Raw genomic sequence first — 13368 nt, 5'->3', positions numbered from 1 at the left:
GCATCCTCCCCTGCCCCAGCCACTGAGTCCAGGGTGGAAGCTGCGCGGCCCGGCTGGTGGAGGCGACGCCCGGCAGTCGGTTCTGCGTCGGGTCGCCCCGAGCACTCCCGGTCGGGGCGACCCACTAGCTGGAGGAGGCAGCGATGCTCAGACTGTTCCGACGAAACAGCGCGTTGCGGTGGTACCGGCGCAGGGTCCGGCCGGCGGCGACGAGTCCGCGGGGAGCGACGACGGTGGGGCGGGTGCCGGCCCCGCCGCAGCAGCCACCAGCGTGGGCCAGCTGGCCGACGGTGGAGTCACCCCGACCGGGTCGAGTGGGCTGGCTGACCCCGGCGCAGACCTGGCGGGCCAACGGCGGCCGCTGGTGAGCGGAGTACGACCGCCAGCGGGCCGCCCAGCCGCGGGCCGAGGGGTGCCACACGTACCGATGCGCCCGCTCTGGCGGTGTCGGGCTTGTGGCGCCCCATGGCCGTGCCAGCCGGCACGGCTCGCGCTATCGGTGGAGTACCGACACGATCAAGCCGCGCTCCTCGTCTACCTGGGAACGTTGCTGTCGGAGGCGGCGGCGCAGCTCGCGCCGCTGCACTGCAATGAGCTGTCGGGCGGGCTACACGAACGCTTCGTCGGCTGGGCCCGGTCCGGGGACGGCAGAATGTTCCACGTGAATCATGAGCCGGGTGCCGACATCCACCACACCGACCCGTTCGCCGTTCCCGCCGGCCAGCGGTCCCCCGTACGCCGGTTGCGCGGTCGGCTGGCGACGCCGGTGACGCTCTGGACGGCACCCGGACCGGCCGGGCTGACGGTGTCGTCGACGCTGGTGGCAGAGGGTGAGCCGGACCGGCTACTCGGGTTGGTCGACCCGGAGTCGGAGCTGTGGGCGGCGGCCGAGGCGGCCGGGCGCTTCGCGGTGGCGCCACTTCGCCCGGCACACCGGCAGCTCGCCGACCGGTTCGCCGGGCTCTTTCCCTCGCCCGGTGGCCTCTTCGCCACCGACGACTGGACCGACACCGAGTACGGCCCGGTGCCGTCGGACGCCGGCGGCTGGACAGGCTGCCGCCTCGACACCGCTCGGGAGTACGGCTGGGCGCTGCTGGTGGAGGCCACCATCGTCGCCGTCGAGCTGGTCGAGGAGGCGGAGCCGCTGCTGCACTACCGCGGCCGGTACCACGAGATCACCGGAGGCGGTCGCCGGTCAACGGAGTGAGCCAGGTCACTCGGCGCAGCTACGGTGCCGTTCGGCGCAGCTGACGACCGACGACGATCGCCGCCTTCCGGGTCGGTAGCGAATCCCCTACCGTGCGCGAAACCCCCGGATACCTGTGAAGGTGGTGAGCCACGGATGTCCACGGACACACCCGCGTCCGCCCCGGCCGAGTCGGCGGCGGAGCGCTATCTGGCCGTGCAATGGTCGGCCGAGTTCGCCGGGTTGCGGTGCGCGTTGCGCGGCTTCGTCTTCCCGATGACCGTCGCGTTCTTTCTCTGGTACGCGCTCTACGTGATCCTGTCCGCGTACGCGCGGGGCTTCATGGGCACGAAGATCGTCGGCAACATCAATGTGGCGCTGGTCTTCGGTCTGCTCCAGTTCGCCTCCACCTTCCTGATCGCCTGGCTCTACTCCCGGTACGCCGCCCGCCGGATCGATCCGGTCGCGGACCGGATCCGCGCGGAGATCGGGGAGGTGACCCATGACCACGGTCCTCGCGGCTGAGGCGGGCGACAGCACCGCCCGGAACCTGACCCTCACACTCTTTCTCGTCTTCGTGGCGGTGACGCTGGCGATCACGGTGTGGGCCAGCCGGCAGACCAAGACCGCCACCGACTTCTACGCGGGTGGTCGTTCCTTCTCCGGCTTCCAGAACGGGATGGCGATCGGCGGCGACTACATGTCGGCGGCGTCGTTCCTCGGCATCGCCGGCCTGATCGCTCTCTACGGCTACGACGGCTTCCTCTACTCGATCGGCTTCCTGGTCGCCTGGCTGGTGGCGCTGCTGCTCGTCGCCGAGCTGCTGCGCAACTCCGGCCGCTACACGATGGCCGACGTGCTCGCCTTCCGGATGCGGCAGCGTCCGGTGCGGACGGCCGCCGCGGCCTCCACCATCACGGTCTCGATCTTCTATCTGCTCGCCCAGATGGTCGGTGCGGGGGCACTGGTCGCCCTACTGCTCGGCATCAAGCCGGGTACGACCTTCCTGGGTCTGGACGCGGACGCCGCCAAGATCGCCACGATCATCATGGTCGGTGCGCTGATGGTCACCTACGTGACGGTGGGCGGCATGAAGGGCACCACCTATGTGCAGATCGTCAAGGCGTTCCTGCTGATGGGCGGCGCCGTCGTGATGACCCTGCTGGTGTTGGCGAAGTACAAGTTCAACCTCTCCGACCTGCTCGGCGACGCGGCGGACGCCTCCGGCAAGGGTGCCGCCTTCCTCGAACCGGGGCTACGGTACGGCGTCGAGACACCCGGCGACGCCCTGAAAACCTTCTACAGCAAGCTGGATCTGCTCTCCCTCGGCGTCGCGCTGGTGCTCGGCACGGCCGGCCTGCCACACATCCTCATCCGCTTCTACACCGTGCCGACGGCGAAGGCCGCCCGGAAGAGCGTCCTCTGGGCGATTGGCATCATCGGCAGCTTCTACCTGCTCACGCTCGCCCTCGGCTTCGGTGCGGCGGCGCTGGTGGGAAGCGAGGCGATCACCGCGCAGGACCGGGCCGGGAACACAGCCGCGCCGCAGCTCGCCGAGGCGTTGGGGATGGACTTCCTCGGTGGAGAACTGGGCGGGGCGACCCTGCTGGCGGTCATCGCGGCGGTCGCCTTCGCGACGATCCTGGCGGTCGTCGCCGGCCTGACCCTGGCCTCCTCCTCCAGTCTGGCACACGACTTCTACGCCAACGTGGTCAAGAACGGCACCGCATCCGAGCGGCAGGAGGTGGCCGTGGCGCGGATCTCCGCCCTGGTGATCGGGGCGATCTCGATCGTCCTCGCCATCTTCGCGCAGAACCTGAACGTCGCCTTCCTGGTCGCCCTCGCCTTCGCGGTGGCCGCGTCGGGCAACCTGCCGGCGATCCTCTACAGCCTCTTCTGGCGGCGCTTCAACACCAGCGGCGCGGTCTGGGCCATCTACGGCGGCCTCTTCGCCGCGGTCTTCCTGGTCTTCTTCTCCCCGGTCGTCTCCGGTTCACCGACCGCGATGTTCCCCGACCAGGACTGGCAGTGGTTCCCCCTGTCCAACCCGGGCCTGCTCTCCATCCCGTTCGGCTTCCTCTGCGGCTGGTTCGGGACGGTGATCTCCAAGGAGCGCGACGATCAGCGCTACGCCGAGCTGGAGGTTCGCTCCCTCACCGGCGCGGGCGCGCACTGACCGTTCGGGCGGGCCGAGCCGGCGAGATCCGGATGGGCCGGGTCGGGGCGACGGCGCCCCGGCCCGCCCTTCCGCGCCGGGCGGCGAACCGACCGCTCGGTAGGGTGGCCGCCATGAAGGTTGTGCAACGCTTCGGCCCCGGTCACCGCATCCTCGTCACCGGCGGGGCGGGCTTTGTCCCCTCCCACCTGGTTGACGCCCTCCTCGCCCGTGGCTGCACGGTCGTGGCGGTGGACAACTTCGTGACCGGCTCCAAGGAGAACGTCGCCCACCTGGCGGAGACGTCGACCTTCACGCTCGTCGAGGCGGACATCTCCGACGGGCTTCCCGAGCACCACCCCGCCCTCGCCGAACGGTTCGACGCCATTCTGCACATGGCGTCGCCGGCCAGCCCCACCGACTTCGAGAAGCTGCCGGTGGAGATCCTCCGGGTCGGCTCCATCGCCACCCTGCACCTGCTGGACCGGGCAGTCGCCGACGGTGCCCGGTTCCTGCTGGCCTCCACCTCCGAGGCGTACGGGGACCCGTTGGAGCACCCCCAGCGGGAGACGTACTGGGGCAACGTCAACCCAATCGGGATCCGGAGCGTCTACGACGAGGCGAAGCGGTTCGGCGAGGCGGCGACGATGGCATACCACCGGAGCCGGGGGGCCGATGTCGCCATTGTCCGAATCTTCAACACCTACGGCCCACGGATGCGGCCGGACGACGGCCGGGCGATCCCGACGTTCATCGCCCAGTCCCTGCGCGGTGAGCCGATCACCGTGCATGGCACCGGGGATCAGACCCGTTCCATCTGCTACGTCGATGATCTGGTGCGGGGCATCCTGCTGCTGCTGGATTCGCCCGAAACCGGGCCGGTGAACTGTGGGACCGAGCACGAGATGAGCATGCGTCGACTGGCAGAGTCGATCGTGTCGCTCTGCGGGAGCAGCTCCGAGGTGACCTATGTCACCCGCGCCTCGGATGACCCGAAGATGCGTCGACCGGATCTCACTCGCGCCCGGGAACTCCTCGACTTCGAGCCCGAAGTTACGCCCGAGGAGGGCCTGCGTCGCACGATTGCGTACTTCCGCGACCGGCTCGGGTAGCCGCCCACGACGACTCGTCGCCAATTCGGCGTGCCACCGGCTGACAGCTTCCCGACGTACCCTGACTCGCATGTCAGCGACCACCACCGCCGCCGCTTACCCGTTCCCGCACCTGAGCCGGAGCTCCGGGCGGGCGCGGGTGGCCGGCCCCACCACCACCGGACGTGCCCGCCCCACGCCGACAGGCTGGAACCCCGCGCCGATCGGACCGACCGGCGGCCGACCCCTCGGCCCCGGTGGTCCGGGTGGCCCCGGCGGCCCCGGTGGCCCCGGCGGTCCGGGTGGCCCCGGCGGCCCCGGCGGTCCGGGTGGGCCCGGCGGCCGCCCCGGTCCGGGCCGACCGGAGCGGCGTGGCCCACGCCCTCGCTGGGGTCGGATCGCGCTGGTGGCTGGAGTCGCCGTACTGGTGTTCGCGCTGCTCGCCGCCACCGGGGCCTGGGTCTACGCCCGCGGCCTCGACAATGACCTGGCCCGGACCAATCCGTTCCCGCCGGGGGAAGCCCAGGACCGACCGGTCAAGACGGTTGATGGCGCGCTGAACATCCTCCTCGTCGGCACGGACTCACGGGATCCGGACGCGCCGATGGACCAGCGCGGCGAGTGGCGCGCCGACACGATCATCGTGATGCACATTCCCAGCAACCACCAGGAGGCGTACCTGGTGTCGATCCCCCGTGACCTGTACGTGCCGATTCCGGAGAGCGCAAGCGCCGACTGCGACTCGGGGCAGCGCAGGAAGATCAACGCCGCTTTCGCATTCGGTGGTCTCCCGTTGGCGGTCCGCACCGTGGAGTGCTTCACCGATGTCCGCCTCGACCATGTCATGGCGATCGACTTCGGCGGGTTCCAGGAGGTCACGGATGCGCTCGACGGCGTTGATCTCACGGTGGAGAAGACGATCACCTCGATCCACAAGCCCTACCGGACCTTCACCGAGGGCGTCAACCACATGGACGGCGCCGAGGCGCTGGACTGGATCCGGCAGCGCAAGCAGTTCCCCCGGGGCGACTTCGACCGGATGCGGCATCAGCAGGAGTTCCTCCGCGCACTGATGAACAAGGCGGCCAGCAGCGGAACGCTCACCAACCCGATCAAGATGAACGACTTCCTCAAGGCGGTGACCGCCGCGGTCACCGTTGACGAGGACTTCTCCCTCATCGACATGGCCTTCCAGTTCCGCAACCTGCGTGGGGAGAACCTGGCCTTCGTGACCAGCCCGCACAACGGCAGCCAGACCATCAACGGCGAATCAGTCGTGGTCTCCGACCGGGAGCAGGCGCTCGCGATGTACCAGGCGATCTCCGCGGACAGCATGGCCGACTGGGTTGCGGCGAACGAGAGCGACGCCGACAGCTGATCCCACGCGACGCCGCCGGCGTCGAGCTGGCGGGCCCCGTGGGCCCGCCAACTCGCGCCGACCAGGTTGGGATCCGGCGAACAGACCCGGCGGTGGCCCGACGAACCGTAGCCTGACGTGAGGACTAATCACAGACGGTGGCGGGGAGGAAACACGTCCAGGTCGAAGGGCGGACGGGAGCGGGCCGACGCGGGCGTCCGGCGCGGACGGCCACGTTGGGCCCGCCTCCTACTCGGCGTCGGCCTCACGCTGGTGATCCTGGCCGGCCTCGCCGCGGTCGGCCTCCACCGACTCGCCCAGCGGTACGACCAGACAGTGGCCCGGGAAGAACTGCTCGACCCGGACGCCCGGCGAAGCCGGACGGACCTGGACGGTCCGCTGAACTACCTGCTCGTCGGCACGGACCGCTGGCGGAGCAGCAGCACCACCGCCGACCGAAGATCAGACACCATCCTCATCGTGCACGTCCCGGCGGGCGGGCGTGAGGCGTTCCTGATGTCCGTACCCCGAGACCTTCGGGTCACCATCCCCGCCGCCCCCGGATTCAGTGGCGGAGAAGACAAGATCAACGCCGCGTACCACCACGGTGGTGGCGGAGAGTCCGGCACCCAACTCCTCTCCGCCGCCCTGGCTCAGCTCACCGGCATCCGCTTCGACGGCGCCGCCAAGATTGACTTCTCCGGCCTCCGCGACGTCATCGACCACCTTGGCGGCGTACGCATGTGCGTCGACACCGAGTTCCGCTCGATCCACACCGACCGGGTCTTCACCCCCGGCTGCCAGGAGATGGACGGCGGCACCGCGCTGGACTTCGTCCGCCAGCGCTACGACCTGCCCAACGGCGACTACGACCGACAGACCCACCAGCAACAGCTACTCCGGGCGATACTGCAGCGCGCCTCCGAGACCTCGATCCGAAACAACCCGGTCCGCCTGGACCAGGTGCTCCGCGCGGTCGGCAACTCGCTGACCGTGGACACCAACGGCGTACCCCTGGCGGATCTGGTTCTCGCGCTGCGGGACCTGCCGGCGGACGCCCTACGCGGGATCCGGATGCCGTCCTACCCGCAGACCATCGACCAGGTCTCCTACGTCATCCTCCAGGAAGGCGGAGGCGGGCTCTTCACCGCCGTTCAGAACCAGCGGGTGCCGCAGTGGGCCCAGGCCAACCCCCGGTGGGTCACCCAGCTCTGACCAACCGGCAACACCCACCCGGAGAGCGCGGCCCCTAAGCTGGAAGCCGTGTTCGGACCCCGCGTACCCACCGTGACCGTGACCGAGATAAACGACGACGCGTACCTGCTCGACGTCCGTGAGGATGACGAGTGGCTCGCCGGTCACGCACCCGGTGCCCACCACCTGCCGATGACCCAGCTGCCCACCCGGCTGGCCGAAGTGCCCGACAACCGGGAGGTGGCCGTCATCTGCCGATCTGGCGGGCGCTCCGCGCAGGTCGTCACCTACCTCCTGCGCAACGGCTGGGAGCAGGTCCGCAACGTCGAAGGCGGGATGGGCGAATGGGCCGCCGCCGGACGGCCGGTGGTCGGCGGCGACGGACAGCCAGGCCGGGTCCTGTAGCCGCACGCCGTGGGGAGCCCCCTGGTCTTCGCCCACCGCGGGTCGTCGTACGACCTGCCGGAACACACGCTGGCCGCGTACCTGCGCGCCCTCGACGAGGGCGCCGACGGGGTGGAGTGCGATGTTCGGTTGACCCGCGACGGGCACCTCGTCTGCGTGCACGACCGTCGCCTGGACCGCACCAGCAACGGGCACGGCCCGGTCAGCACGCGGACGCTCGCCGAACTGGAACGGCTCGACTTCGGGTCCTGGCACCCAGGGCCCGCGCTGACCGACGGCGACGAGGGGCTGGACGAGTCGTACCTGCGGCTCCTCACCCTAGACCGACTCCTGGAAGCCGTCCGCGCCGCCGGCCGACCGGTCCGGCTGCTGATCGAGACCAAACACCCGTCCCGGTACGGGCGACACGTCGAGGGCCGGCTGGTCAGACTGCTCGACCGGCACGGGCTGACCGTACCGAGGCCCGACCACCCACTCCAGGTCACCGTCATGTCCTTCTCGCTGCTGGCGGTGCGGCGACTCCGTGCGCTGGCCCCCGCGCTGCCGACCGTGCTGCTGTTGGACCGGTTGCCGCGCGGGCTTCGGCTGAGCCGGTTGCCCTTCGGCATCCAGGTCGCCGGCCCCGGCCTCGCGCTGGTGCGCTCCCGCCCCGCCCTGGTCCCCGCGCTGCGGGCAGCCGGCAACCGGGTGTACGTCTGGACCGTCAACGACCCCAGTGATCTGGAGCTGGTGCTGGCCACCGGGGTGGACGGCATCATCACCGATCGGCCGGCCCCCACGCTCGCCCGGCTCCACGGCTGAGCGCGGGACCTACCGGCCTGTCCCCGGATCCGGTCGTCGGGGCACACTCGAAGCATGCCGAGACGCACGGACTTCTCTGCTCTGATCAACGGCCACACCGCGGTGATCGAGATGATCAACTCTGGTGAGGCCGGCGTGCCGGCACTCAACCAGCTCCTCCGGGTGGTCCAGCAGGCGCTGGGGGCCGCCGGGATGGCCTTCATCGAGTTCGCCCCCGCCGGCGGACGGGTGATCGCCGCCACCGGCACCGTCGAATGGGCCCTCGACCATCCCCTGCCGGCAGACGACCCGGACGCCATCTGTCTGCTCTCCGGGCCCCGGGTCCACCAGCTCGACACCGGCCACCTCACCGGCCGGCTCGGGACGAAACTCACCGGCCCGGCGCGGTCCCAGATGCTGGCGTCCCGGGCCGAGATCGGTGGACGCACCGTGGGCAGCCTGCACGCCCTCTACCCCGCCGAGGACCAGCCGTGCCCGGACCACCAGTGCGTCATCGCCTACGTCGCCTCCTGCATCGCCCACCTCTACGGCGACCAGCGCGGCCTGCCGGCGCACGTGGACGGTCCGATCGTGGCGGCGCTCGCCGACGGCCTGGCCGTGGTGGACCGCGAGGCCCACGTCCGACTCTGGAATCCGGCCGCCGCCCAGATCACCGGCCACGCGGTCACCGACGTACTCAACCAGCCCGTGCCGTTCCCCCTCCCCCCGCCGGGGCAGGCGCTCGACCACCGGCTGCCGGACGGTCGCTGGCTGCGGGTCACCTCCGGAGAGCTGCCGGGGCCGGGAACGCTCCGCGTGGTCACCTTCCGCGATATCACCGACCAGCAGCAGAACATCGCCGACCACGACCTCTTCGTCGCGGTGACCAGCCACGAGCTGCGCACACCGGTGACCGTCATCAAGGGGTACGCGGACACTCTCACCGATCACTGGGAGGCGCTGAGCGACGCCGACCGGCAGTGGGCCGCCCAGAAGATCGGGCAGCGTGCCAACGAGCTGGCCCGCCTCGTTGACCGGCTCCTCTCCTCCACCGCCGAGGCGGGCTCCGGCGGAACGCCGCCCGCCCCGTACGACCTGGGCGACGCCCTGCGGGCAGCGGTGATCGAGCTCCCCGCCGAGCTGCGGCGCCGAATCACCCTCACCGCGCCGGTCGGCCTGCCCCGGGCGCTCGGTCACCGGGCCAGCCTGGCGACGGTCCTCACCGAGCTGTGCACGAACGCCGGCAAGTACTCACCCCCCGCCAGCCCAATCACCGTCACCGCCGGTACCGACGGACAAACCGTCTCCGTCCGCGTCACCGACCAGGGCAGCGGCATCCGACCAGAGCACGTGGAGCGTGCCTTCGACCAGTACTGGCAGGGCGATTCCGGCGACCGCCGTCGCTCTCCCGGAGCCGGGCTCGGCCTCTTCCTCGTCCGCCGAATCGTGGAACAACAAAATGGACGAGTATCCCTCCGGCCGCTAGCCGGTGGCGGTACGGTCGCAGAGGTACGGCTGCCCCACGGATAACCAAGGGCGGCGGGGGTGTGAAGGGGCGACGGTGTTGACGGAGAGTCCCGAACAGACGTGGTGTGTGGTGGTCCCCAACGACGGGGCGGGAGCCCGGCAGGCGCGGCACTGGCTCGCGAACGAGCTGGGGACCGCCGTGCCGCCAGCGCTGCTCGCGGATCTCGTGGCGGTCCTCGCGGAGCTGGTGGGCAACGCCGTACGGCACGCCGACCCACTGCCCGGCAGGGTGATCCGGGTGGGTTGGCGGTTGCGCCCCACCCCGGCGGGCCCCCGGATCCGGTTGCAGGTGACTGACGGTGGAGCCCCCGTCGAACCGCGGATCCGGGCAGTCGATCCGGACGCACCGGATGGCCGTGGCCTGCACATCGTCGCCGCGTTATCCAGCCGCTGGGGCATAGACCGGGATGGCCTCGGGCAAAGCGTCTGGGCTGAGTTCGAGCCGGCTGGCCAGCAGGCCGAGCTGGTTGGCACCGACGCTTTCGACGAACCGGGTCTGGTGGTCGCCTGACCGGCGGGGCCGGATGGGTCCGACCCCCACCAGTGCACGCGGCCCTCTAGGCTGTCCGACCGTGAGCAAGCGTCGAAAGAGTCAACGGGCCGGGGACACCAGCGGGAAGCGGGAGAAGGTCCGGGATGTCTTCGTGCCCCGCCCCTTCGAGGGCCTGACCGACGAGCCGGAGTGGATCGCCCTACGCGAGCTCGTGCCGGCCGCCACCGCGCCACTGCGCCTCGCCCCCGACCTGGTAGCCGAGTTCGGCGAGCGGGAGGTCCTGCTGGCCACCGTCCTGCCGGTGGCGGCACCGGCGATGGTGCAGCCAACCGGCCGGGTCCTGCTCGGCCTCCAGCGGCATCAGCAGTCCGGCGACGTCGCCCGGGACCTGGCCGAGGCGTTGCTCTGCGCACTGCGCACCGAGCCCGGCCACCAGGTCAGCGTGCCGCCGCTGCCCGGCCCGGGGCCCCGACTGCTGGACGTGCTGGTTGATGCTCCACTGGAGATCACCCTGCACGAGAGCTTCCAGTTCTGGCTCGACCCGGACTCGGCCGACAATCCGACCGTGCAGGCGTCGCTGGAGCGGGCCAACGCCGCGATCTACCCGACGGTGCGGCTCACCGCGGCCCGCGCCGCCTACTGGTGCCAGGTCCCGGAGAAGGCACACGTCCGGTGGGTGCTCCCCGACGATGAGGACGCCGCCCTGGACGCGCTGGCCCGCCTCAGCGTGGCCGGCACGTTGACGTTGGGCGAGGAGACGAAGTTCGCCGGGATGTTCCGCGCGCACGGCCGCCTCGTACCGGTCTGGGATCTTCCTGAGGAGACTCCGGCGGGCCACTGGGAGCAGCCGGTGGCAGAGTTCGCCGAACGCTACGCCGCGGCTTTGGCAGCCGCCGCCCCACTGGACGCGGCGGCCCGGCGCGCGCGGCACGGGCTCCTCGGCCGCCAGCTCACTCTCCGCTGAGTCCACGCGGCCGGCGGAGGTGAGCGGCCGGGTCGGCCTCCTGGCCGAGGGGGGCGCGGAGGAGCGGGCAGGACATGCACCGGGGGCCGCCCCGCCCGGAGCCCAGCTCTGAGCCGGCGATCGAGAGGACCTCGATGCCGGCTCGCTCGAGCTGCGCGTTGGTCTCCGTGTTCCGCTCGTAGCTGACGCAGAGCCGGGGTGCCAGGGCAAGGGTGTTGTTGCCGTCGTCCCACTGTTCTCGCTCGGCGGTCACCGGATCCAGGCCGGTGTCGATCACCCGCAGCTGGTCCAGGTTCATCGCGTCCGCGGCGGCCCGCAGGAACGGCACCGGCCCTTCCACAAGCGGATCCTCGCCGTCCGTCCCGGCGGTCACCGTGTACGCCACGAGCGTGCTGGCGATGTTCGGGTACATCAGCACAGCGTCGATGTCCACCATCGTGCAGACGGTGTCGAGATGCATGGTGGCCCGCTCCTGGGCGATCGGCACGACCAGGATGCTGTGGGCCAGGTCTGCGGCGAAGACCTGGCGGGCGAGACGCTCGGCACCCGCCGGCGTGGTCCGTTCGCCGACGCCGACCGCCAGCACTCCGGGGGCGAGTAGCAGCACGTCCCCACCCTCCAGATGCTCCATCCCCGGGTGGTACGCGAACTCCGTTCCGGCGAAACGCGGATGGTGACGGTAGATGGCGTCGGTCAGTGTGCTCTCCCGCCGACGGGCGGGCATGGCCAGGCTGGTGACGGCGACCCGACCACCGATCCAGACCGAGGAGTCGCGGGTGAAGAGCAGGTTCGGCAGCGGGTCGATGACGAAGTCGTGCCGGTCCATTAGCTGGTAGACCAGGCCGCCGGGGCGCTCCCGGCTGACCCGCAGTTCCTCGTGGGCCAGGCCAGCGATGAGGACACTGGCCAACGTGGCCGGGTCGAGGTAGGCGAGGTGGGCGGCGACCCGGGCGCGTAGCTGGTCGCCGAGCCGGGGCGAGCGCAGCACCTGCTCGGTCAGCTCGGCCCGAGCGTCGTCGCCGGCGAGGGTCTCGGTAAGCAACTCTGCCAAGTGGAGCACCTCCACGCCCCGCTCGCGCAACGCGGCGGCGAAGGCGTCATGTTCCTCCTGCGCGCGGCTGACCCAGGGGATGGCGTCGAAGAGCAGTGAGCCACTGTTCCGGGGGGTGAGCCGGGCCAGCTCGGGCCCGGGGCGGTGCAGCATGACCGTACCGAGGCGACCAACCTCACTGTCCACGTAGTGGCTCACCTTCGCAGCCTAGAGCCTGAGTTCTCGGCATCCGGCAAAACAGCGATGGATGAACGCGGCATTCATCCGTACTCACTCCGGCGCTCCAACTTGCCCCCTCGGGGTAGTAGCGACGTAGGGTAGCGGGGACATAACTTCGAGGGACCTTTTGCCGGAGGTCGCGATGACTGTCTACCCTGCTCGCCGAGCCGCACCCTCCGCCCAGGCGTTGCCGCCCATGGCGGTACCGCATCCCCGGGTGGAAAGCCCGGGGACTCTCGCCCCACCCCGCTCCTCCCCCCTCGAATGGGCCCGTCGCCGACGGGCCGAGCGAGGAGCACGGCGGTTGGAGGCAGCCGGAGCACGGGCCCTGGGCCGCCTGGACCAGCTCGGTCCGGCCTGGCACGTGATCGAATGGCCGCGCACCGACTCGATCGACCTTCTCCGCGACGACGCCGACAGTGAACGCGCCGGCTTCCTCGCGATCGGCCCGAGTGGGCTCTACGCGGTCACCATCGTTGACCACGGCCGGGCCCGGGTACTGGTGGCCGGTGAGGTCGTGCAGATCAACGGCAAGCGTCCGGCCTACGTGGCAGAGGCACGTAAGGACGCCAAGCGGGCGAGCAAGGCCCTCAGCAGCGCGGTTGGGCTACCAATCCCGGTGACGCCGGTGCTGACCTTCGTCGGCTCCGGCGTGATCAGTGTGTACGGCCTCCCGGAGGACTGTCTGATGGCCACTCATCGGGAACTGGATCGGCTCCTCGTCGCTGCCGGAAACCGAATCAGCCCGGAAACCGCGGCCAAGCTGTCCCGGGTCGCGCAGCACCCGGGCACCTGGCGCAGCGGCGGCTATCACCCGGCGGCCGACTACCGGTGGTATGGCGACGGCAGCTGACAAGCCGGTGCGCCGACGGTACCGTCGGTGGGGACGTAGCGCGGCCCGGGTGCGATCGACGCCCGTCAGCCGCGCCGCCGCCGGCCCGACCCT

14 protein-coding genes are annotated in these 13368 nt (G+C 70.8%); 12 read left to right on the top strand and 2 right to left on the bottom strand.

Annotated features, from left to right (window positions below; genetic code table 11):
* Positions 1-124: 124 nt before the first annotated feature.
* Positions 125-421, bottom strand: a complete 297-nt coding sequence (locus tag K228_RS28215) for a hypothetical protein (RefSeq protein WP_025618096.1) — start codon at positions 419-421, stop codon at positions 125-127.
* A gap of 78 nt (positions 422-499) precedes the next feature.
* On the opposite strand from K228_RS28215, the gene K228_RS0108705 reads away from it, so the two are divergent.
* The 11 genes from K228_RS0108705 to K228_RS0108655 all read left to right on the top strand — a co-directional run bounded on the left by K228_RS0108705 (position 500) and on the right by K228_RS0108655 (position 11152).
* Complete coding sequence (locus K228_RS0108705; RefSeq protein ID WP_025618095.1) at positions 500-1207, top strand: flavin reductase family protein; 708 nt, start codon at positions 500-502, stop codon at positions 1205-1207.
* 135 nt (positions 1208-1342) lie between these two features.
* Positions 1343-1711 (top strand): DUF485 domain-containing protein, encoded by a 369-nt coding sequence (locus K228_RS0108700; protein WP_025618094.1) that lies wholly within the window; start codon positions 1343-1345, stop codon positions 1709-1711.
* The gene (locus K228_RS0108695) at positions 1689-3362 is read left to right on the top strand and encodes a solute symporter family protein (protein WP_025618093.1); all 1674 of its coding nucleotides are present in this window, start codon (positions 1689-1691) and stop codon (positions 3360-3362) included. Before K228_RS0108700 ends, K228_RS0108695 begins: the two co-directional genes overlap by 23 nt.
* 113 nt (positions 3363-3475) lie before the next feature.
* Positions 3476-4453 (top strand): NAD-dependent epimerase/dehydratase family protein, encoded by a 978-nt coding sequence (locus tag K228_RS0108690; RefSeq protein WP_025618092.1) that lies wholly within the window; start codon positions 3476-3478, stop codon positions 4451-4453.
* 70 nt (positions 4454-4523) lie between these two features.
* Positions 4524-5810 (top strand): LCP family protein, encoded by a 1287-nt coding sequence (locus K228_RS0108685; RefSeq protein WP_080671560.1) that lies wholly within the window; start codon positions 4524-4526, stop codon positions 5808-5810.
* A gap of 117 nt (positions 5811-5927) precedes the next feature.
* Positions 5928-7004, top strand: coding sequence for an LCP family protein (locus tag K228_RS0108680; protein WP_483826419.1), 1077 nt, complete (start codon positions 5928-5930; stop codon positions 7002-7004).
* A gap of 48 nt (positions 7005-7052) precedes the next feature.
* Complete coding sequence (locus tag K228_RS0108675) at positions 7053-7388, top strand: rhodanese-like domain-containing protein (protein ID WP_025618089.1); 336 nt, start codon at positions 7053-7055, stop codon at positions 7386-7388.
* Positions 7389-7397: 9 nt separating this feature from the next.
* Entirely contained in the window at positions 7398-8189 is a 792-nt protein-coding gene (locus K228_RS0108670; protein ID WP_025618088.1) for a glycerophosphodiester phosphodiesterase, read from the top strand.
* A 54-nt stretch (positions 8190-8243) separates the two neighbouring features.
* The gene (locus tag K228_RS0108665) at positions 8244-9698 is read left to right on the top strand and encodes a PAS domain-containing sensor histidine kinase (RefSeq protein WP_025618087.1); all 1455 of its coding nucleotides are present in this window, start codon (positions 8244-8246) and stop codon (positions 9696-9698) included.
* Between the two features lie 64 nt (positions 9699-9762).
* Positions 9763-10206 carry an ATP-binding protein gene (locus tag K228_RS0108660; protein ID WP_025618086.1) on the top strand — a complete coding sequence of 148 codons (444 nt, stop codon included), beginning with the start codon at positions 9763-9765 and terminating at the stop codon, positions 10204-10206.
* Between the two features lie 13 nt (positions 10207-10219).
* Positions 10220-11152 carry a DUF5926 family protein gene (locus K228_RS0108655; RefSeq protein ID WP_050580964.1) on the top strand — a complete coding sequence of 311 codons (933 nt, stop codon included), beginning with the start codon at positions 10220-10222 and terminating at the stop codon, positions 11150-11152.
* Here the strand turns inward: K228_RS0108655 and K228_RS0108650 are convergent.
* Positions 11139-12401, bottom strand: coding sequence for an arginine deiminase (locus K228_RS0108650; RefSeq protein WP_025618084.1), 1263 nt, complete (start codon positions 12399-12401; stop codon positions 11139-11141). The genes K228_RS0108655 and K228_RS0108650 overlap by 14 nt on opposite strands.
* A 163-nt stretch (positions 12402-12564) precedes the next feature.
* On the opposite strand from K228_RS0108650, the gene K228_RS0108645 reads away from it, so the two are divergent.
* Complete coding sequence (locus K228_RS0108645) at positions 12565-13275, top strand: hypothetical protein (RefSeq protein WP_025618083.1); 711 nt, start codon at positions 12565-12567, stop codon at positions 13273-13275.
* Positions 13276-13368 lie beyond the last annotated feature (93 nt).

Origin of the sequence: Salinispora cortesiana, assembly GCF_000484695.1 — a bacterium.
GTDB classification, from domain to species: Bacteria; Actinomycetota; Actinomycetes; order Mycobacteriales; family Micromonosporaceae; genus Micromonospora; species Micromonospora cortesiana.
The sequence above is the reverse complement of the archived record's forward strand: the minus strand, read 5'-3'. Positions and strand labels throughout refer to the sequence as shown.

Excerpts from the sequence above, each read along its gene's own strand:
- K228_RS0108700 (WP_025618094.1), top strand. The coding sequence starts at position 1,343 with ATGTCCACGGACACACCCGCGTCCGCCCCGGCCGAGTCGGCGGCGGAG.
- K228_RS0108695 (WP_025618093.1), top strand. The coding sequence starts at position 1,689 with ATGACCACGGTCCTCGCGGCTGAGGCGGGCGACAGCACCGCCCGGAAC.
- K228_RS0108690 (WP_025618092.1), top strand. The coding sequence starts at position 3,476 with ATGAAGGTTGTGCAACGCTTCGGCCCCGGTCACCGCATCCTCGTCACC.
- K228_RS0108685 (WP_080671560.1), top strand. The coding sequence starts at position 4,524 with ATGTCAGCGACCACCACCGCCGCCGCTTACCCGTTCCCGCACCTGAGC.
- K228_RS0108665 (WP_025618087.1), top strand. The coding sequence starts at position 8,244 with ATGCCGAGACGCACGGACTTCTCTGCTCTGATCAACGGCCACACCGCG.
- K228_RS0108655 (WP_050580964.1), top strand. The coding sequence starts at position 10,220 with ATGGGTCCGACCCCCACCAGTGCACGCGGCCCTCTAGGCTGTCCGACC.
- K228_RS0108645 (WP_025618083.1), top strand. The coding sequence starts at position 12,565 with ATGACTGTCTACCCTGCTCGCCGAGCCGCACCCTCCGCCCAGGCGTTG.